Annotated in this window: 21 protein-coding genes and 1 pseudogene; 21 read left to right on the top strand and 1 reads right to left on the bottom strand. The window is 66.0% G+C overall.

The genetic code is table 11. The annotated features are described in order from the left end of the window. Nucleotides 1-69 precede the first annotated feature (69 nt). The 11 genes from BJ122_RS11815 (at nucleotide 70) to BJ122_RS11865 (ending at nucleotide 9,084) form a co-directional block, all read left to right on the top strand. Entirely contained in the window at nucleotides 70-351 is a 282-nt protein-coding gene (locus BJ122_RS11815) for a helix-turn-helix transcriptional regulator (protein WP_110781215.1), read from the top strand. 12 nt (nucleotides 352-363) lie between these two features. Then, nucleotides 364-1,512, top strand: coding sequence for a replication initiator protein A (locus BJ122_RS11820; RefSeq protein ID WP_110781216.1), 1,149 nt, complete (start codon nucleotides 364-366; stop codon nucleotides 1,510-1,512). Continuing rightward, nucleotides 1,509-2,147 carry a ParA family partition ATPase gene (parA, locus tag BJ122_RS11825; RefSeq protein WP_110781217.1) on the top strand — a complete coding sequence of 213 codons (639 nt, stop codon included), beginning with the start codon at nucleotides 1,509-1,511 and terminating at the stop codon, nucleotides 2,145-2,147. The genes BJ122_RS11820 and parA overlap by 4 nt, the downstream gene beginning before the upstream one ends. Then, a complete protein-coding gene (locus BJ122_RS11830; protein ID WP_110781218.1) occupies nucleotides 2,144-2,392 on the top strand; it encodes a ribbon-helix-helix protein in 249 nt (82 codons plus the stop codon). The genes parA and BJ122_RS11830 overlap by 4 nt, the downstream gene beginning before the upstream one ends. Continuing rightward, the gene (locus BJ122_RS11835) at nucleotides 2,389-2,910 is read left to right on the top strand and encodes a DUF2840 domain-containing protein (protein ID WP_110781219.1); all 522 of its coding nucleotides are present in this window, start codon (nucleotides 2,389-2,391) and stop codon (nucleotides 2,908-2,910) included. Before BJ122_RS11830 ends, BJ122_RS11835 begins: the two co-directional genes overlap by 4 nt. Then, nucleotides 2,907-3,452, top strand: coding sequence for a S26 family signal peptidase (locus BJ122_RS11840; RefSeq protein ID WP_110781220.1), 546 nt, complete (start codon nucleotides 2,907-2,909; stop codon nucleotides 3,450-3,452). The genes BJ122_RS11835 and BJ122_RS11840 overlap by 4 nt, the downstream gene beginning before the upstream one ends. A 68-nt stretch (nucleotides 3,453-3,520) precedes the next feature. After that, nucleotides 3,521-3,868, top strand: a complete 348-nt coding sequence (locus BJ122_RS11845; protein ID WP_110781253.1) for a DUF736 domain-containing protein — start codon at nucleotides 3,521-3,523, stop codon at nucleotides 3,866-3,868. 3 nt (nucleotides 3,869-3,871) lie between these two features. After that, nucleotides 3,872-4,645 (top strand): lytic transglycosylase domain-containing protein, encoded by a 774-nt coding sequence (locus BJ122_RS11850; RefSeq protein WP_110781221.1) that lies wholly within the window; start codon nucleotides 3,872-3,874, stop codon nucleotides 4,643-4,645. Nucleotides 4,646-4,889: 244 nt separating this feature from the next. After that, entirely contained in the window at nucleotides 4,890-6,629 is a 1,740-nt protein-coding gene (locus BJ122_RS11855) for a relaxase/mobilization nuclease domain-containing protein (RefSeq protein WP_110781222.1), read from the top strand. Between the two features lie 24 nt (nucleotides 6,630-6,653). Next, complete coding sequence (locus tag BJ122_RS11860) at nucleotides 6,654-8,642, top strand: conjugal transfer protein TraG (RefSeq protein WP_110781223.1); 1,989 nt, start codon at nucleotides 6,654-6,656, stop codon at nucleotides 8,640-8,642. 7 nt (nucleotides 8,643-8,649) lie between these two features. Continuing rightward, on the top strand, nucleotides 8,650-9,084 hold the full coding sequence (locus tag BJ122_RS11865; RefSeq protein WP_110781224.1) for a ribbon-helix-helix protein, CopG family: 435 nt from the start codon (nucleotides 8,650-8,652) through the stop codon (nucleotides 9,082-9,084). On the opposite strand, the gene BJ122_RS11870 is transcribed toward BJ122_RS11865, so the two are convergent. Further along, the gene (locus tag BJ122_RS11870) at nucleotides 9,066-10,343 is read right to left on the bottom strand and encodes a DUF6035 family protein (RefSeq protein ID WP_110781225.1); all 1,278 of its coding nucleotides are present in this window, start codon (nucleotides 10,341-10,343) and stop codon (nucleotides 9,066-9,068) included. The two genes, BJ122_RS11865 and BJ122_RS11870, sit on opposite strands and share 19 nt — an antisense overlap. 201 nt (nucleotides 10,344-10,544) lie before the next feature. Between BJ122_RS11870 and trbB the strand changes: the two genes are divergently transcribed. The 10 genes and pseudogenes from trbB to BJ122_RS11920 all read left to right on the top strand — a co-directional run bounded on the left by trbB (nucleotide 10,545) and on the right by BJ122_RS11920 (nucleotide 20,008). Then, nucleotides 10,545-11,531: a P-type conjugative transfer ATPase TrbB gene (gene trbB, locus BJ122_RS11875; RefSeq protein WP_110781226.1), complete on the top strand. Its 987-nt coding sequence runs from the start codon at nucleotides 10,545-10,547 to the stop codon at nucleotides 11,529-11,531. Further along, entirely contained in the window at nucleotides 11,528-11,860 is a 333-nt protein-coding gene (locus tag BJ122_RS11880) for a TrbC/VirB2 family type IV secretion system protein (RefSeq protein ID WP_110781227.1), read from the top strand. Before trbB ends, BJ122_RS11880 begins: the two co-directional genes overlap by 4 nt. After that, entirely contained in the window at nucleotides 11,860-12,135 is a 276-nt protein-coding gene (locus tag BJ122_RS11885) for a VirB3 family type IV secretion system protein (RefSeq protein WP_110781228.1), read from the top strand. The genes BJ122_RS11880 and BJ122_RS11885 overlap by 1 nt, the downstream gene beginning before the upstream one ends. 13 nt (nucleotides 12,136-12,148) lie before the next feature. Then, a complete protein-coding gene (gene trbE, locus BJ122_RS11890) occupies nucleotides 12,149-14,587 on the top strand; it encodes a conjugal transfer protein TrbE (RefSeq protein WP_110781229.1) in 2,439 nt (812 codons plus the stop codon). Next, nucleotides 14,584-15,342 carry a P-type conjugative transfer protein TrbJ gene (gene trbJ / locus BJ122_RS11895; protein WP_110781230.1) on the top strand — a complete coding sequence of 253 codons (759 nt, stop codon included), beginning with the start codon at nucleotides 14,584-14,586 and terminating at the stop codon, nucleotides 15,340-15,342. Before trbE ends, trbJ begins: the two co-directional genes overlap by 4 nt. A 16-nt stretch (nucleotides 15,343-15,358) precedes the next feature. Beyond that, nucleotides 15,359-15,748 (top strand): putative entry exclusion protein TrbK-alt, encoded by a 390-nt coding sequence (gene trbK-alt / locus BJ122_RS11900; protein WP_110781231.1) that lies wholly within the window; start codon nucleotides 15,359-15,361, stop codon nucleotides 15,746-15,748. 1 nt (nucleotide 15,749) lies between these two features. Beyond that, nucleotides 15,750-17,099 carry a P-type conjugative transfer protein TrbL gene (gene trbL, locus BJ122_RS11905; protein WP_110781232.1) on the top strand — a complete coding sequence of 450 codons (1,350 nt, stop codon included), beginning with the start codon at nucleotides 15,750-15,752 and terminating at the stop codon, nucleotides 17,097-17,099. 2 nt (nucleotides 17,100-17,101) lie between these two features. After that, nucleotides 17,102-17,766, top strand: a pseudogene (trbF, locus tag BJ122_RS11910) (conjugal transfer protein TrbF). Beyond that, nucleotides 17,763-18,788, top strand: coding sequence for a P-type conjugative transfer protein TrbG (gene trbG / locus BJ122_RS11915; RefSeq protein WP_110781233.1), 1,026 nt, complete (start codon nucleotides 17,763-17,765; stop codon nucleotides 18,786-18,788). The pseudogene trbF and the gene trbG overlap by 4 nt, the downstream one beginning before the upstream one ends. Beyond that, nucleotides 18,785-20,008 (top strand): TraB/TrbI/VirB10 family type IV secretion system protein, encoded by a 1,224-nt coding sequence (locus tag BJ122_RS11920; RefSeq protein ID WP_110781234.1) that lies wholly within the window; start codon nucleotides 18,785-18,787, stop codon nucleotides 20,006-20,008. Before trbG ends, BJ122_RS11920 begins: the two co-directional genes overlap by 4 nt.

A 20,008-nucleotide genomic window follows, 5' to 3' on the forward strand; every position in this document is an offset into this window, starting at 1 on the left:
CTTCGCCATCGTGGCCTTCGTCACCCGCCGCTTTCCGGCGGCCACAACGAACCCACGGAGGCCCGATCCATGCGACCCGAACTCGCCGTTTTGCCGCCGCGCTTCCTGCGCACCAAGGAAGCGGCTGAATTCCTCAGCCTCTCCGCCCGCACCCTCGAAAAGCACCGCACCTACGGCACAGGCCCGGCCTACCGGAAGCTTGGTGGCCGCGTCGTTTATGCCATCGACGACCTTCAGGCCTGGGCGGAGCGCGGCGCCGTCACCTCCACGTCCGATCCGCGCGGCAGCGTGCTCCCGGCCAAGCGCCACACGCCTCAGTCGCCGGCCCATGCCGGCCGTTACGCACGCTGACCGGATTTCAGAATGGCGGCGCGACCCCGGTCCCTTTCGGAGCGCGGACAGCTCGACCTGTTTCGAGCGCTCCCCGGCGACTTCGCGCCACGAGACGCGCAGGATCTCATGGCCTATCCGTTTTTTTCCCTCTCGAAATCCCATCGCGTCGCCCCGATCGATTTCGCCGCAGGCAACATCTCGATCCGAGTCGAGGCCGTGCCAGACCACGGCATGGCGACCATCTGGGACGCCGACATCCTCATCTGGGCTGCCAGCCAGATCGTCGAGGCTCGTGACGCCGGCCTTCGCACCTCCCGGCTGATGGCGGCCACCCCCTACGAAATCCTCATGTTCGTCGGACGCGGCACCAGCTTGCGCGACTATCAGCGCCTGAAGGCAGCGCTCGATCGCCTGCAATCGACCACCGTCTCGACATCGATCCGGCAGCCTGCCGAAGGCCGGCGACATCGCTTCTCCTGGATCAACGAATGGCAGGAGCGGACGGATCGCGACGGAAACCCGGCCGGGATCGAACTGATCGTTCCAGACTGGTTCTATCGCGCGGTTCTCGATGACGCGCTCGTGCTGACCATCGACCGGGCTTACTTCGATCTCACCGGCGGACTCGACCGCTGGCTCTATCGCCTGGTCCGCAAACACGGCGGTCGCCAGCGTAACGGCTGGCGGTTCGACTTCCGCCACCTCCATCAGAAGTCTGGCAGTCTGTCGCCATTCAAGCGCTTCGCCTTCGAGCTGCGCGACATCATCCGCCGACAGCCTCTACCCGGCTACACGCTGTTCCTAGAAACGGAGATCGGAGGCCGTGTTCTGCTCGCCTTCGAGCCGTCCCCGGCCTGTGGACCGGCTGTGGATAGCCTCGTGCTATCGGGAACCCGGACTATCGTGCCATCGGGAACCCGAGGCTCGTGCTATCGGGAACCGAAACAGGGTCTAACCCACGGAAACAAAACCCGGAATCGCGCCCTTAACTTAGAGTCTAACCAAGAATCTAACTTTGAAGAGCGCGCCCGCGATGTGCAAAAGCTCATCCGCGACACCGCCCGCAACCTCAGCACAGCCGCGAAGAAGAGCGCCGGATCAGTCAGCGCGTCAGCGCCGCACGCGCCGGAAACCGCACCTGAACTGCCGCTTCGTCCGCGGTCGGGAGGTGCGCGATGATCATTGCGCTCCTCAACCAGAAGGGCGGTGTCGGCAAGACGACGCTGGCGCTGCATCTCGCCGGCGAATGGGCCGGCCGCGGCAAGCGCATCACGCTGCTCGACGCCGACCCGCAGGGCTCCGCGCTCGACTGGTCGCAGCAGCGCAGCCGCGGTGGCCTTCCGCGCCTGTTCGGCGTTGTCGGCCTGGCGCGCGACACGCTGCATCGCGAGGCGCCCGAGCTGGCGCGCGACGTCGATCACGTCGTCATCGACGGACCGCCGCGCGTCGCCGGGCTGATGCGCTCAGCACTGCTCGCCGCTGACCTCGTGCTGATCCCGGTACAGCCATCACCGCTCGATGGCTGGGCCTCGGCCGAGATGCTGACGCTCCTGTCGGAGGCGCGCATCTACCGGCCCGAGCTGCGCGCCCGCTTCATCCTCAATCGCTGCGGCGCGCGCACCGTGATTGCCCGCGAGACGGCCGAAATCCTCGCCGATCACGATCCGCCGGTGTTGCGCAACATGATCGGCCAGCGCGTCATCTATGCCGACGCGGCGCAGTCCGGTCGCCTCGCTTTCGAGATCGACGACGACGGTCCCGCCGCGCGCGAGATCGCCGCGCTCGTCACCGAGATCGAAAGGATCGCGCCATGAGCGAGCGATCCGAACGGAGCGGCTTTGCATCCCGCCCGACCAATGCCGACGCCTGGATCAGGTCCGCCGAGGTCGAACCTGCGCGGATCGCCGACGCCGCGACGGCCCGCCTGACCATCGACATCACGCCGGAGCTGCGGGGGCGGATCAAGATCATCGCCTTCCAGCGCGGCGTCACCGTCGCCGACATGCTGCGCGAGTTGCTGGCGCGCGAATTCCCTTCAACATCAGGAGACACGCCATGACCGGCATCGCGGCCTCCGGCATGCGCGGCGGCCCGTCGCCGGCCGCGCTCCCCCACGACACGCTCACCCATGTCGAGCTGACCTGGGTCGAGAAGAAGATCGAGAACTGGATTCGCTTCGGCACGCACGCCCACGAACAAATTCTCAACCGTCGGCGGCGCGTCCTATCATTCCGCCCCGGCACAGTCTTCGCCTTCGTGCGATGGGCGTCGAACGACTTCGGCACGATCATCTCGCGCGTCGATATCGTGCGCGCCGTGGCGCGCGGCGAAGCCTACCAGACGCTGCCCTTCGTGCGGCCAGGCGGCGACATCCTGCTGAAGGTCGAGAGCTGGCCCAAGGTCGAGCGGGTGCTGCAGGCGATCGACGCCATCGAGCGCCTTGGCGTCGACCCGGAAGCGGTCTCGCCCGATCACTGGCGGCACATCCACAACCGACTCGCCGCCGGCCATGAGCCGCGCGCCTACACGCTCGAACATCATCGCGCCTTCCTGTTGCGCCGGAGGGCCGAGCCGTGAGCCGCGCCGGGCTCCTCCTTGCGACGACGCTCGCCGCGCTCGGCGTCGGCTATCCCGGCCTCACGCCGATGCCGACCAAGCTGGTCTGGAACGCATCGGCCAGCGCGCCGATCGGCCTCTACACAGTCGATTTCGACGGGCCGTTCGAAGTCACCGATCTGGTCGCCGTCGACGCGCCGGAGCCGCTTGCGTCGTTCCTCGCCGAGCGCGGCTATCTGCCCAATGGCGTGCCGCTGATGAAGCGCATCCTCGCCATATCAGGCCAGACCGTTTGCCGCTCGAACCTCACCATCACGGTGGACGGTGTCGAGGTCGGCGCCGCGCTCGACCGCGATCGCGCCGGTCGCGATCTGCCCGTCTGGCAGGGCTGCCGCCGTGTCCAGACTGGCGAAGTCTTCCTGATGAACTGGCAGATCCGCGACAGCCTCGACGGCCGCTACTTCGGCCTGATCTCGACGGACCAGATCATCGGCCGCGCCATTCCCTTGTGGACCGATGAAGACGGCACTGGCCGCTTCGAATGGCGAGCGCCGACGCGCTGACCGCTTCCCCGTCGACGGGAGCGGTGCTCGCCGATGGTTTTCCCAACCTCACCGCCAAGGAGAAAGTCATGCCCCAGATTGGCGAATTCACACGCGATGAAGCCGGTTTCATCGGAAACCTCGCGACGCTCTTACTGCATCAGGACATCATCATCATCGCGGCCGAACCGTCTGACGCGGAGAACGCGCCAGATTATCGCGTTCACCTCTTTGACGGCATGAGCAACGAGACAGGCCCGGAGATCGGCGCGGCCTGGAAGCGCACCGGCGAGAAGGCCGGCGAATACGTCGCGCTGCTGATCGACGATCCGACATTCCCGCATCCGATCCGCGCCAATCTGTTCCGCGACGACGATGCCGGCAAGGCTTGGTCGCTGCACTGGTCGCGCCCGCGCGATCGCGCCGAGAAGGATTGAGCGATGTCTGCTCGCCGTCAACCGACGAGCCGCTCGACGGCGTCCGGGCCGCGCTGCGCTGCCCGGCGCATGGCTCTCCTTCTCCTTTCCGGCCTTACCTTTGCGAACGCGATGCCGGCGGTCGTGATGGCGCAGGACGCGCCCGTCGATCGACCGACGACGCACGATACCTACGCCGATTACATCGCCGAGGCCTCGCGCCGCTTTGGCGTTCCCATCGCCTGGATCAGGGCGGTGATGCGCGCCGAAAGCGCCGGAGAATCGCGTGCGGTTTCCTCAGCCGGTGCGATGGGCCTGATGCAGATCATGCCCGCGACCTGGGCGGATTTGCGCGCGCGGCATGGCCTCGGCCGCGATCCCTACGATCCGCGCGACAACATCCTCGCGGGCACGGCGTACCTTCGCGAGCTGCACGATCGCTACGGCTCGCCGGGATTTCTCGCGGCCTATAACGCCGGACCAAGGCGCTATGAAGCGTCGCTCGCCGGCCGGCCGCTGCCGGCGGAAACACGCGCCTACGTCGCCTTGCTCGCGCTGATCATCGACGGTTCGGACGGCACGAGCCGAACCGCGATAGCTGCGATCGACCGATCGGCGTGGACACGCGCGCCGCTGTTCATCGCTCAGTCCAATCGCGCTTCAGCCACCGCTTCCGTGCCGGCCGAGCATCCTGCCGATGACACCGCGGCTGCGGCCACGGCGCGCGATGTTTCGGCTATCGTGCCGCATTCGAACGGGCTGTTCGTCGCGCGAGCCTCTTCGGAGGAGCCGCAATGATGGCAGATGGCGGCATTCGCAGCATATCGCACCCCAGCGTGTCCAAGAGGGCGCGGAGGTGGGAGGCAGGCACCACAACCGGAGGATGGCAGGATAAAAAGCCGCGAGGTGCGGCGTCGGTCGGTTGTGGTTTTTCAACAGGTTATGAGGCGATTTCGCGAGGTGCGGGATTTCCTCGCACCTCGCGGCTACGCCGATTTTCCTGCGGTTTCCTGCGCTTGGCGCGATGCGCGGGGCATCGGCCATGACCGGCGACAGTGATTTCCGCATCCGGCCAGGCCGCATACGTTCGTCTCGTGCGCAGCAGGCCCGTCCCTTCATCGCGCAGGCTCTCGCCGCGGCGAAGAAGGCCGGAGCCGGCGTCTCGCGCTCTGGCCGGATCGCATCGGGAAACCGCTCGCGCTTCGGGCGCGGACAACGTGCAAGCATCCAGGCGAACCGGCTGCTCACGGCCCGCTCGCGTGGCGCCGTCATCAAGGCGCGCGTCGTGCGTCACTCTGCTCGCGCCGCGCCTCTCGCCACCCACCTCAACTATCTGCGCCGCGAGGGCGTGACCCGTGATGGAGAGAAAGCCCATCTCTTCGGACCGGGCGGTGACGACGCCGATCCAAAGGCCTTCGCGGAGCGGTGCCAGGACGACCGCCACCATTTCCGGTTCATCGTCTCGCCCGACAATGCGACCGACATGGCCGACCTGCGGTCCTTTACCCGCGATCTCGTCACGCAGGTGGAAAAGGATCTCGACACCAGGCTCGACTGGGTGGCCGTCGATCACTGGAACACCGAGCATCCCCATGTCCACCTGATCGTGCGCGGTGTTCGCGACGATGGGCAGGACCTCGTCATCTCGCGCGACTACATCAAGGAAGGGATGCGCGATCGGGCGCGCGACCTCATCACGCAGGAGTTGGGGCCGCGCACTGATCTCGACATCCAGCGCAGCCTGGAGCGCCAGGTCGACGCCGAGCGCTTCACGCAGCTTGACCGCCAGCTCATCCGCGATGGCCATGCCGCGGGCGTCGTCGACATGGCCATCGATCCGAACGCAAGGCCCGACGAATTTCACGCACTGAAGGTCGGACGGCTCCGCAAGCTGGAGAATCTTGGCCTCGCCGAACAGGTCGGCCCCGGTCAATGGGCGATCGACGCGAAGGCTGAGGCGACCCTGCGCGAACTCGGCGAGCGCGGCGACATCATCAAACGCATGCACCGGGCTTTGACGGATCGCGGCATCGAGCGCGGCTCGGCGAGCTATGTGCTTGCCGCCGAGAGCCTCGACACGCCGATCGTCGGCCGGCTGGTCGACCGCGGTCTTGATGACGAGCTGAAGGGCACGGCCTACGCCGTGGTCGACGGCGTCGACGGCCGCACCCATCACATCAAGCTGCCCGACCTTGACGCCGCCGGCGACAGCGCGCCGGGCTCGATCGTCGAGCTGCGCAAGTTCGACGATGCGCAAGGCCAGCGCCGCGTCGCGATCGCCGTGCGCTCCGATCTCGACATTGATCGCCAGATCACGGCAACCGGCGCAACCTGGCTCGACCGGCAGAACATCGCGCGCGAGCCGGCCGCCCTGTCCGAGGGCGGCTTCGGCGCTGAGGTGCGGCAGGCGCTCGATCGGCGCGCGGATCATCTGGTCGCGCAAGGCTTCGGCGAGAGGCAGGGCCAGCGCGTCAGCTTCAATCGTGGTCTGATCGACACGCTGCGTCGTCGCGAGTTGGACGCCGTCGGCGAAAAGCTCGCGGCCGACACCGGCCAGCCATTCAATCGGGCTGGCGGCGGCGAATATGTCGCCGGCACCTACCGGCAGCGTATCGCACTCGCCTCCGGCCGCTTCGCCATGTTGGGCGACGGCCTCGGATTCCAGCTCGTGCCTTGGTCGCCCTCTCTCGAAAAGCAGCTCGGCAAACACGTCTCTGGCGTCGCCCGCGACGATGGCGGCGTCGATTGGAGCTTCGGCCGCAAGCGGGGGCTCGGCCTCTAATCTCTCTCGGAAAGGACCGTCGCCATGTCGGCAACAAAAATCCTCTGGGGCCAGATCCTCACCGTCTTCCTGATCGTGCTCGCCACCACCTGGGGCGCCACCGAATATGTCGCGTGGAATCTCGGCTTTCAGGCGCAGCTCGGCCCGGCCTGGTTCTCAATCTTGGGCTGGCCGTTCTACTATCCCCCCGCCTTTTACTGGTGGTGGTATTTCTACGACGCCTATGCGCCGTCGATTTTCATCGAGGGCGCATTCATCGCCGCGTCCGGCGGCTTCATCTCGATCGCGATCGCCATCGGCATGTCGGTCTGGCGCGCACGCGAGGCCAAGAAGGTCGAGACCTATGGTTCGGCGCGCTGGGCCGAGAAGAAAGAGGTGGAGGCGGCCAGCCTTCTCGGTCCCGATGGCGTCGTGCTGGGGCGCTACGATCACGCCTATCTCCGCCACGACGGGCCGGAGCATGTGCTATGCTTCGCGCCAACGCGCAGCGGCAAAGGCGTCGGCCTGGTCGTCCCCTCGCTGCTGACCTGGCCGGGCAGCGCTATTGTCCATGACATCAAGGGCGAGAACTGGCAGCTCACCGCCGGCTTTCGCGCCAAGCACGGCCGCGTCCTGCTGTTCGATCCGACCAACACCAAATCCGCAGCGTACAATCCACTGCTAGAGGTGCGCCGCGGCGAATGGGAAGTCCGCGACGTCCAGAACATCGCCGACATTCTGGTCGATCCCGAAGGTTCGCTTGAGAAACGGAACCATTGGGAGAAAACCAGCCATGCGCTGCTCGTCGGCGCGATCCTCCATGTCCTCTACGCCGAGGATGACAAGACACTCGCCGGCGTCGCGGCATTCCTCTCCGATCCGAAGCGCCCGATCGAGTCCACCTTGGCCGCCATGATGAAAACCGCCCACCTCGGCGAGGCCGGGCCGCACCCCGTCATCGCCAGTGCGGCGCGCGAGCTGCTCAACAAATCGGACAACGAGCGCTCGGGCGTGCTCTCCACAGCCATGTCGTTTCTCGGCCTCTATCGCGATCCCGTCGTCGCCGAGGTGACGCGGCGCTGCGATTGGCGGATCGCGGACATCGTGGGCGACAAGCGGCCGACGACGCTCTACCTCGTCGTGCCGCCCTCCGACATCAACCGCACCAAGCCGCTCATCCGTCTGATCCTCAATCAGGTCGGTCGCCGACTGACCGAGGATCTGCAGGCGAAGGCCGGACGGCACCGGCTGTTGCTGATGCTCGACGAGTTCCCCGCGCTCGGCCGTCTGGATTTCTTCGAGTCAGCGCTGGCGTTCATGGCCGGATATGGCCTGAAAAGCTTTCTCATCGCCCAGTCGCTCAACCAGATAGAAAAGGCCTACGGGGCGAACAACTCCATCCTCGACAACTGCCATGTCCGCGTCAGCTTCGCCACCAACGACGAACGCACGGCGAAGCGCGTGTCGGATGCGCTCGGCACGGCCACCGAGATGAAGGCGATGAAGAATTATGCCGGCCACCGGCTTTCACCCTGGCTCGGCCATCTGATGGTGTCGCGCTCGGAAACGGCGAGGCCTCTGCTGACCCCCGGCGAGATCATGCAGCTTCCGCCTGCGGACGAGATCGTCATGGTGGCCGGCACGCCGCCGATCCGCGCGAAGAAGGCTCGCTACTATGAGGATGCCCGCTTCAAGGAGCGCCTGCTGCCGCCGCCGTCGCTTGCCGTGCCGACTCAGGGACGACCTGACGATTGGACGACATTGCCGCGTCCAACGCGCCCGGACCTGCTCGATTCCAACTCTGCCGGCGACGCATCCGACGAAGATCCGACCGAGTCGGAACGTCGGCATCAGCCCGAGCTAAGCCGGGTGCAGCCGGTGGAGAAGAAGCCACCCGTCGAAAACGAATTCGAGATCGATGTCGAGCGCGATGAGGATGAGGACGCTGCCGCCCGTAACCGCCGCATGACGCGGATGATGCAGGGCGTGGCGCGGCAGGTTTCGCTCGACCCCAACGACGGCATGGAGCTGTGAAGCGCCGATGTCGAAATCACCGAGAAAGCAGCGCCTCTCCGTCTACCTCGACCCTGCCGTAATGGGACGATTGGCGGAACATGCTGCGCGCCGCGATCATTCGCGGTCCCTGATTGCAGAGGCCGCCATCGAGTCCTTCCTGTCACCAGATGCAGCGGAACGACAGGAGGCCGTCGTCACTAAACGTCTGGACCAGCTCGATCGTCGCATGACGCGGTTGGAGCGGGATGTCGCTATCTCGGTTGAGACGCTCGCCGTGTTCATCCGCTTCTGGCTATCCACGACGCCGGCGCTTCCCGAACCAGCCGCGCAGGCCGCGCGCGCTAAGACCGGAGAGCGTTATGACCAGTTCGTGACGGCGCTTGGCCGACGACTCGCCAAGGGGCCGAAGCTCCGGCAGGAAATTTCCGAGGATGTCAGCCCTCAAGGGGATGAAGGGTAGCTAGTTGGTCGTCGTTTCTCGAACAATTCCGAAAAGAGCAGCAGAACCACTCTGCCGGTGAGGCTTTCTGGCCCATCTTGGTCATCTTCCGTCGCCCGAGAGAACTTCGCTGCGACGCTCGGTTTATCGAGAATTTCGGATACTCCCGTGACTACGATGACTTTTCGCATGATCCGGGCAAACCTGAAGCGTCGTTCACTTGCTAAGAAGGTGTTGATCACCTCGGTTAGATTCTTTTGCGCCGATCCGACCGGCTTGCCCTCAACGAACGACAAAATCGCATTGATAAGTGCTCCGATATCGGTCTCCTCCAGCGTTGAAGCATCAATCGAGTCGTCGACGAACTTCTCTGCCAGTTCGGAAAGCAGTGTGTTTCGAGCTGGCCACGGTGTCCCTTGCGGCTTCGTCGCTCCCAACCAGCGTGCCCGAAAGTCGCGATGCCAAGGCGGAGGGGGAGCGACCGCATAAGGCAAGCCAGACGAAGGCCATTCAAGATCAGGAAGCGCCGTGGTCTTCGAGTTCCAACCAGAGCCATGCTCCCAAAAGGCGCGAACGAGGAAGGTTCCTTTTTCCCTGCTTTCAGAGACCACCGCATCGTCAAGCGAGAACAGATTCTTGTTGTGAGAGTAGAAAATATCCTCGAATGCCGTGAGCAAATGCGCCCGCTCAACGGGTACGAAATTCCAAGTCAACCAAATGAGATGCCGTCCTTCGCGCTGATAGAAATCCTCACGCGCGACGATGATCGGTATCTGGGTTGTTGCGAGTTGAATTTCGATGGCGATTGGCTTTCCATCGTAGACCGCACGCACATCAGGGCGGCGTCGACTTTCTCCGCAAACGACATATTGGTCGACTACGACAGATTCTGGTTCCGTTCGAGGATCAGCCGCCAGTAGCTCAGCAACCAGATGTTTGACGCGCAGATGCAACGGACTTTCTTGCGCGCCTTGGAACTGCGAAGCACTTACTTCGTCAGTTGAGCCGGGCTCGCCTGTCCACCACGGACAACTGCGGGGCGCACCCTTATGATGTCGCCAAAATGGCAAACGTGTCTTGGGCTCCCGCGGAGCATAAACTGCGAAGCCGCAGTGGTCGCAGACGAAGGCTGGCTGCCCTTCGTTTCGAGCCCGCGTGGCGGCACGCCTGATTTCTTGGTAGCCATCTGCATCGATCTGAAGCAGATCATCACTCGAAATCACGGTCATGTCTTGGAGGCGAACGGCGCGCTTCAATGTTCGTTGCAATCGTGCCGTCATTCAGCTCTCCGGTAACAGCGAATCAGTATGTCTCCTCAGGTGGCTGAGGATCATAGCAACGTCGCGATCTACGCTATCTCCTGTATTTGCGCGCTACACTACTACGCCACTGAATCCTTGTTGAATCGGCCCAAAATCAGGCCCTTTTAATCATCCCCGTCCGGGGAAGGTCTGTCTCAGCCCCGTTGGAATCGGGGTTGTATGGCGGCGTCTCACCAAAATTCAGAAGGCTTTGCGCGCGGCGCGCGGATGCTGCGCACCGCGCTCGGTCCCGCCATCGCGCGCTATCTCGACGACGCCAGCATCGTCGAGGTGATGCTGAATCCAGACGGACGGCTCTGGATCGACCGTCTTTCCGAGGGCCTGTCAGACACGGGCGAGCGGCTGTCGGCAGCGGACGGCGAACGCATCGTCCGCCTGGTCGCCCACCATGTCGGCGCCGAGGTTCATGCCGGGAGCCCTCGTGTCTCGGCCGAGCTGCCGGAAACAGGGGAGCGGTTCGAGGGTCTTTTGCCTCCCGTCGTGGCCGCGCCCGCCTTCGCGATCCGCAAACCTGCCGTCGCCGTTTTCACCCTCGATGACTATGTCGCGGCCGGCATCATGTCGGCCGAGCAGGCGGAAGCACTTCGCCAGGGCGTCGCCTCGCGCGCCAACATCCTCGTCGCCGGCGGAACGTCGACCGGCAAGACAACCCTCACCAACGCGCTGCTCGCCGAGGTCGCGAAAACCGCCGACCGCGTCGTCATCATCGAGGACACGCGCGAGCTGCAATGCGCCGCGCCGAACCTCGTCGCCATGCGAACGAAGGATGGCGTCGCGTCGCTCTCCGACCTCGTGCGCTCGTCGCTTCGCCTCCGCCCCGACCGTATCCCGGTCGGCGAGGTTCGCGGTGCGGAGGCGCTCGACCTGCTCAAGGCCTGGGGCACTGGCCACCCCGGCGGCATCGGGACGATCCACGCCGGCAGCGCCATCGGCGCACTGCGCCGTCTCGAACAGCTCATTCAGGAAGCCGTCGTCACCGTCCCGCGCGCCCTGATCGCCGAGACGATTGATCTCGTCGCGGTCCTGTCCGGTCGGGGCTCGCAGCGCCGGCTCGCCGAACTCGCCCGTATCGAAGGGCTCGGCCCCGACGGCGACTACCGCGTCAGCCCCATCACCCCGAAGCCCCAAGAAGGAGAATCCGCATGATCTCGCATGCCCGCAGCTTGCCTCGCCGTCTGATGATGACGGCATCGGCCATCGTCATGAGCGTGGCGATGGCGCCCGCCGCCCACGCCTCCGGCTCGTCCATGCCGTGGGAACAGCCGCTCCAGCAGATCCTCCAATCGATCGAAGGTCCGGTCGCGAAGATCATCGCAGTGATCATCATCATCGTCACCGGCCTGACGCTCGCTTTCGGCGACACGTCTGGCGGTTTCCGCCGGCTCATCCAGATCGTGTTCGGCCTGTCGATCGCGTTCGCGGCCAGCTCGTTCTTCCTCAGCTTCTTCAGCTTCGGCGGTGGAGCGCTGATCTGATGGTGGGCGTCGCCGATCAGGACGTTCCGGGCTTCACAGTCACGGTCCACCGCGCACTGACCGAGCCGATCCTGCTCGGCGGCGCCCCGCGCGCCATTGCCATCATGAACGGGACGCTCGCAGGCGCTGTCGGGCTCGGCCTGCGCCTCTGGCTCGTCGGCATCGCGATCTGGGCGATCGGGCACGTCGCGGCCGTCTGGGCAGCCAAGCGCGACCCGCTTTTCGTCGATGTCGTGCGCCGGCACCTGCGCATCCCTGCGCATCTCGCGGTTTGAGGGGAGCGTCGTCATGATGAACCTCGCCGAATACCGCAACCGCAACAGCCGGCTCGCCGATTTCCTGCCCTGGGTCGCGCTGGTCGGCTCCGGCATCGCCCTCAACAAGGACGGTAGCTTCCAGCGCACCGCGCAATTCCGCGGCCCCGATCTGGACTCGGCTGTTCCTGCCGAGCTGGTCGCGGTCGCCGGCCGTCTCAACAACGCCTTTCGTCGTCTCGGCTCCGGCTGGGCGATCTTCGTCGAGGCGCAGCGCCACCCCTCCAATCGCTATCCCGACAGCAGATTTCCCGATGCGGCCTCGGCCCTGGTCGATGCCGAGCGCAAGGCCGATTTCGAGGAAGCCGGCGCACACTTCGAGTCGAGCTATTTCCTCACCTTCGCCTGGCTGCCGCCTGCCGAAGACGCCGCGCGCGCAGAAACCTGGCTCTACGAGGGCCGCGAGAAGTCAGGAATCGACCCGCGCGAGGCGCTGACCGGCTTTGCCGACCGCACCGACCGCATCCTGCGCCTAGTCGAAGCCTTCATGCCGGAGTGCCGCTGGCTCGATGACGCCGAGACCCTGACGTACCTGCACGGCTGCGTCTCGACCAAGCGCCATCGCGTCCGCGTTCCCGAGACGCCGATCTATCTCGATGCGCTGCTCGCTGATCAGCCGCTCGCCGGCGGCCTGGAGCCCCGGCTTGGCGATCAGCATGTCCGCGTCCTCACGATCACCGGGTTTCCGACGGCGACGACACCCGGCCTGCTCGACGAGCTGAACCGGCTCGCCTTTCCCTATCGCTGGTCGACCCGCGCGATCCTGCTCGACAAGACGGACGCGACGAAGCTGCTGACCAAGATCAGGCGGCAATGGTTCGCCAAACGCAAGTCGATCGCGGCGATCCTCAAGGAGGTGATGACCAACGAGGCGTCCGTACTCGTGGACACCGACGCAGCCAACAAGGCCGCCGACGCCGATATGGCGTTGCAGGAACTCGGCGCTGACTATGCCGGCATGGCCTATGTCACCGCGACGGTGACGGTCTGGGACGCCGATCCGCGCGCCGCAGACGAGAAGCTGCGACTGGTCGAGAAGGTCATCCAGGGCCGCGACTTCACCGCCATAATGGAGACCGTCAACGCGGTCGATGCCTGGTTCGGCTCGCTGCCCGGCCATGTCTACGCCAATGTTCGGCAGCCGCCGATCTCCACGCTCAATCTCGCCCACATGATCCCGCTTTCGGCGGTATGGGCGGGACCGGAACGGGACGAGCATTTTGCAGCTCCCCCACTGCTCTTCGGCAAGACCGAAGGCTCGACCCCGTTCCGGCTTTCCATCCATGTCGGCGATGTCGGCCACACACTGATCGTCGGCCCGACCGGCGCGGGCAAGTCCGTACTGCTCGCGCTGATGGCGCTCCAGTTCCGCCGTTATGTCCGCTCTCAGGTCGTGGCCTTCGACTTCGGCGGCTCCATCCGCGCGGCCGCGCTCGCCATGGGCGGCGACTGGCACGATCTCGGCGGCGATCTCAGTGATGGCGCTTCCGATAGCGTTAGCCTTCAGCCGCTCTCGCGCATCCATGATGTGCCGGAGCGTGCCTGGGCTGCCGACTGGCTGGTCGCGATCCTGATCCGCGAAGGCGTGAGCATCACGCCGGAAGTGAAGGAGCACCTTTGGACGGCGCTTACCTCTCTCGCCAGCGCGCCGGTCGAGGAGCGGACCCTGACGGGCCTCGCCGTGCTGCTCCAATCGAACGACCTGAAGCAGGCGCTCCGACCGTATTGCGTCGGCGGTCCCTATGGCCGCCTGCTCGATGCCGAGCATGAGTATCTCGGCACGGCATCGGTCCAGGCGTTCGAGACCGAGGGGCTGATCGGCACCGGCGCGGCGCCCGCCGTCCTCGCGTACCTCTTCCATCGCATCGATGACCGGCTCGACGGCTCTCCGACACTGATCATCATCGATGAGGGCTGGCTTGCGCTCGACGACGAGGGCTTCGCCGGCCAGCTCCGCGAGTGGTTGAAGACGCTGCGCAAGAAGAACGCCAGCGTGATCTTCGCGACGCAATCGCTGTCGGACATCGACGGATCGGCGATCGCGCCGGCCATCATCGAAAGCTGCCAGACCCGGCTTCTGCTGCCGAACGAACGCGCGATCGAGCCGCAGATCACCGCGATCTATCGGCGTTTCGGTCTCAACGATCGCCAGATCGAGATCATCGCGCGGGCGATGCCGAAGCGCGACTACTACTGCCAGTCACGGCGCGGCAATCGCCTCTTCGAACTCGGCCTGTCCGACGTCGCGCTCGCGCTCTGCGCCGCGTCCGCCAAGACGGATCAGACGGCCATCGCTCGCATCGTCGCCGAGCACGGCCGCGACGGCTTCCTCACCGCCTGGCTGCACCACCGCGATGTCGGCTGGGCGGCAGATCTCGTTCCCACCCTCAACACCCAAGGAGAATTGACATGAAACTGCGCCATTCCCGCGCGGCGCGCTTTGCTGCCGCGCTGCTGACCGCTCCCATCGCGCTCGCGCCCATGCTGGCGACGCCGGCTCACGCCATCATCGTCTACGACCCGACGAACTACGCACAGAACGTCCTTCAGGCCGCCCGCGCTCTGCAGCAGATCACCAATCAGATCACCTCGCTTCAGAACGAAGCGCAGATGCTGATCAATCAGGCACGCAACCTGACGAGCCTGCCGTTCTCCGCGCTCCAGCAGTTGCAGCAGTCGGTTCAGAAGACTCAAACGCTCCTCAGCCAGGCGCAGAACATCGCCTACGACGTCCAGAAGATCGACCAGATGTTCCAGCAGAAATATGGGAGCGTCTCGATGTCGGCGAGCGACCAGCAGCTCGTCTCCGATGCGCGCTCGCGATGGCAGAACACCGTCGGCGGCTTGCAGGACGCAATGCGCGTGCAAGCCGGTGTCGTGGGCAACATCGACACCAACCGCGCGCAGATGTCGGCGCTCGTCGGCCAGAGCCAGGGCGCGACCGGCGCGCTGCAAGCGACGCAGGCCGGCAACCAGCTCCTCGCGCTTCAGGCCCAGCAGCTCGCCGATCTCACCGCCGTCGTCGCGGCGAATGGGCGCGCGCAGATGCTGACCGAGGCCGAACGCGCGGCCGCGGCCGAACAGGGCCGCGAACAGCGTCGCCGCTTCCTGACGCCGGGCACGGGCTACCAGCCCGGCAACGCCCAGATGTTCAACAGCCGGAACTGAGCGGGGGGCGATCGCCATGGACGGCAAAATGTTCGCCCGGCTCGGCGCCATCGTCTTCGTCGGCGTCGCCATCACCGCCACCGTCATCGAGCTGACCCGGAAAGAGGAGGAGCCGGAGGTTCGCTCGCTGGCCCTCCGGCCGGGCGTCGATGTCGAGGCTATCCAGCGTCAGCTTCGTGGTTGCCGGGATATGGGCGAGGCCGCGATCCGTGATCCGGCCTGCCTCAAGCTTTGGGCCGCCAACCGCGACCGCTTCCTAGGCCAGAACCCGGAAACGCCGCGGACGCCTGCGCCGGATGCGCCGACCCCGACCGCGACGATCGCGCCAACGCCGGCGCCGGACTCGGCACTCAAGGAAACCGCGCCGGTCATGCAGCCGGAGCCCGCGCGTCCGAGGACGCACTGACATGGGCGGCACCGGCGTCATCGACAACTTCCTGGGCGTCTTCACCCGCTACATCGATTCAGGCTTCGGCCTGCTCGGCGGGGAAGTCGCTTTCATCGCCACGACGCTCATCGTCATCGATGTGACGCTGGCCGCCCTGTTCTGGAGCTGGGGCGTCGATGACGACATCGTTGCTCGCCTCGTGAAGAAGACATTGTTCGTCGGCGTCTTCGCCTATCTGATCTCCAACTGGAATAATCTCGCCCGCATCGTCTTCGAGAGCTTCGCGGGCCTCGGCCTGAAAGCCTCGGGCACCGGCTTCTCCGTCACCGATCTCCTGCGCCCCGGCAAGGTCGCGCAGACCGGCCTCGATGCCGGACGACCGCTGCTCGAATCCATCTCGAACCTGATGGGCTGGGTCGCATTCTTCGAGAACTTCATCCAGATCGTGTGCCTGCTGTTCGCCTGGGCTCTGATCCTGCTCGCCTTCTTCATCCTGGCGGTCCAGCTCTTCGTCACCTTGATCGAGTTCAAACTGACGACGCTCGCCGGCTTCGTGCTGATCCCGTTCGGCCTCTTCGGCAAATCTGCCTTCATGGCCGAGCGCGTTCTCGGCAACGTCATTTCTTCCGGCATCAAGGTGCTGGTGCTCACCGTCATCATCGGCATCGGCTCCACCTTGTTCTCGCAGTTCACGCAAGGCTTCGGCGGCCAGACCCCGACGATCGACGACGCCATGGCGATCGTGCTCGCCGCGCTCTCGCTTCTCGGTCTCGGCATCTTCGGTCCCGGCATCGCCAACGGCCTGGTCTCCGGCGGCCCGCAGCTCGGCGCTGGCGCCGCAGTTGGTGCAGGCGTGGCGGCTGGTGGCATGGTCGCGGCCGGCGCTGCGGCTGTCGGAGCGGTCGCCTCCGGTGGCGCGGCCCTTGCCAGTGGCGCAGCCGCTGCAGCTCGTGGCGGCGCGGCCGTCGCTGGCGGCGCGTCCACCGCCTACAGCCTCGGTGCAGCCGGCCAGTCCGGCGCGTCGGGCGTTGCGTCCGGTCTCGGCCATGTCGCGAGCACCGGCGCGAAGGCCGCTGCCTCGCCGCTGAAGCGCGCCGTGTCCCGCGCGTCCGACAGCCTCAAATCCAGCTTCGATGCCGGCTCCCGCGCCGCGTCCGAGATCTCCGGCGGCGCATCCAGCGACGGCGGCGCGACGGAAGCCTCGCCCGCTGCTGCCGCGACTGCCACCCGCGACGGTCCGCCGGCCTGGGCCAAGCGCATGAAACGCTCGCAGCAACTCGCCCACGGCGTCCAGGCCGCGGCCCATGCCGTCAAGTCTGGCGACAGCCATGGCGGCGGCTCTTCCGTCAATCTTTCCGAAAGCGACTGACCATGAACTTCTTCAAACGACCATCGACTCATTACGGGAAAGCACCACAGCCAGAAACTGGGACGACCGGATTGGCTCCGCCCGCGTGCAGGCTCGCAACTGGCGCTATATGGCCTTCGGCTGCCTGGCCCTTTCGGCCGGCCTGTCGGGCGGCCTCGTCTGGCAGTCGGCCAGCGGCACCATCGTTCCCTGGGTGGTGCAGGTCGACAAGCTCGGCCAGGCGCAGGCGATTGCGCCCGCCGTCGCAGACTATCGGCCGTCCGATCCGCAGATCGCGTTCCATCTCGCCCGCTTCATCGAGCAGGTCCGCTCGATTCCTGCCGACGCGATCATCGTGCGGCAAAACTGGCTGCGCGCCTACGAGTTCACCACGCAGGGCGGCGCGCTCGCGCTCAACGACTATGCCCGCGCCAACGACCCCTTCACCAAGGTCGGCAAGCAACAGGTCGCCGTGGAGGTGTCAAGCGTCATCAGGGCCTCCCCGGACTCGTTCCGCGTGGCCTGGATCGAGCGTCGGTATCAGGACGGTTCTCTCGCCGCCACCGAGCGCTGGTCCGCCATCCTCACCATCGTCGTGCAAACGCCGCGCGACGCCGAAAAGCTTCGAGCCAATCCGCTCGGAATCTACGTCAACGCCATCAACTGGTCGAAGGAGCTTGGACAATGACGCCTGCCTTCCGCACAGCCGGAAAGCCGGCTCACCGTAAATCCTCGCTTGCGCTTCTGCTGGCCTGCACGTCGGCTCTCGCCGGCTGCGCGACCAACACGCCGCCGCCCGAGATCAGCTATGACAACGCCGCGCCCGCCGTTCAGACGGTCGACCCTCCGTCGCCGGTGCGCATCGTCGAACTGCCGAGGCCCTTGCCGCTTCCCGGCCAGATGAAGCCCGTGGACGGAGCGCGCCAGCCGGCCGAGGCGACGGATCCCGCCGCTCGCGTCAATCAGGCCAATGCGCAGGCGCGCGTTCAGCCGGTGCGCAACGGCTTCATCAACTCCATGCAGGTCTATCCCTTCACCCAAGGGGCGCTCTATCAGGTCTACACGGCGGTCGGGCAGATCACAGACATCGCGCTCCAGCCCGGCGAGCAGCTTGTCGGCGCCGGTCCCGTGGCGGCCGGCGACACCGTGCGTTGGATCATCGGCGACACCGAGAGCGGCACCGGCGCGGCGAAGCAGGTCCACATCCTGGTCAAGCCGACGCGGCCTGATCTGATGACGAACCTCGTCATCAACACCAATCTGCGCACGTATTATATGGAGCTGCGCTCGACGTCCTCGACCTACATGGCGTCGGTCTCCTGGCAATATCCGCAGGACCAGCTCATCGCCCTGCGCCGGCAGAATGCGCAGGCGGAGGCCGCGCAGCCCGTCTCGACCGGCGTCGACCTCTCCCGCGTCAACTTCCGCTACGAGGTGACGGGCGACCGTGCGCCGTGGCGGCCATTGCGCGCCTTTGACGACGGCCGGCAGGTGTTCATCGAATTCCCGCGCGGCATCGGCCAGGGCGAGATGCCGCCGCTGTTCGTCGTCGGCCCCGAGGGCGCGACCTCCGAACTCGTAAACTACCGCGTGCGTGGCAACTACATGGTCGTCGACCGGCTGTTCGCCGCCGCCGAACTGCGCTTCGGCGCCGGTCGCAACCAGAAGCGCGTGCGGATCTCGCGCACCGATGGAAGGCCGGCGTCATGAGCGAGATCGAACCCGGAAATGAGAAAGGGCCGGAGCCGTCCAGCGAGGACGGCGCCATGCCGCTGACCGGCGAGCCGGCCGCGCCGATGCGCCTGCGCCCGGAGCCGCCGCGCGTGACGCGGCTATCGCGCAAAGTGCTGGCCGGTCTCGGCCTGGTCGCCAGCGTCGGCATCGGTGGCGCGCTGATCTACGCCCTGCAAATTCAGGGCGGGCGCAAGGGCAACGAGGAGCTTTACGCGACCGACAACCGGGCGACCCCGGACGGCCTGAACAGCCTCCCGCGCGACTACACCGGGCCGGTGCTCGGCCCGCCGCTGCCGGGCGATCTCGGCCGGCCGATCCTCAACGCACAGAATGCCGTGCCGCCGCCGGCGATCGCGACGCCCAACCCCGGCATCAGCGCCGAGGAACAACGACGGCTTCAGGAGCTGGAATCAGCCCGGACGGCCCGACTGTTCGCATCGACCGAGACGCGCAGCGTCTCGACGCAACCTGCGGCGACCGCAACGCCGACCACCACTCCCACCCCCGATCTCACAAATCTCGGCCTGGCTCCGCAGCCGGCGACGCCGACCGCGCAGGACCGTCAGCTTGCGTTCCTCAACCAGGCGCCGGACAAGCGCACGTTTTCTCCCGACCGGGTGGCCGCACCGGCGTCGGCGAACGTGCTGCAGGCCGGCGCGGTCATCGCCGCGGCGCTCATCACCGGCATTCGCTCCGATCTTCCCGGCCAGATCACCGCCCAGGTAACGGAGAACATTTACGACAGTCCGACCGGCAAGATTCTGCTCGTTCCGCAGGGCACGCGCATCATCGGCCAGTACGACAACGGCGTCGGCTTCGGGCAGCGCCGTGTCCTGCTTGTCTGGAACAGGCTGATCCTCCCGAACGGTCGCTCGATCGTGCTGGAGCGACAACCCGGCGCGGACGCGGAAGGGTACGCCGGCCTCGAGGATGGCGTCGACTATCACTGGGGCGAACTGTTCAAGGCGGCTGCCTTGTCGACCCTGCTCAGCATCGGTGCGCAGACCGGATCATCGGGTGACGAGAGCGACATCGTCCGGGCTCTGCGTCAGGGCGCGGGCGACAGCATCAGCCAGACAGGACAGCAGATCGTCAGCCGGCAGCTCAACATCGCGCCGACACTGACGATCCGACCAGGCTTCCCCGTCCGCGTGATCGTCACGCGCGACCTCGTGCTCGAACCCTACGGAGGCTGA

The sequence above is a fragment of the Rhodopseudomonas faecalis genome (assembly GCF_003217325.1).
GTDB lineage: Bacteria > Pseudomonadota > Alphaproteobacteria > Rhizobiales > Xanthobacteraceae > Rhodopseudomonas > Rhodopseudomonas faecalis.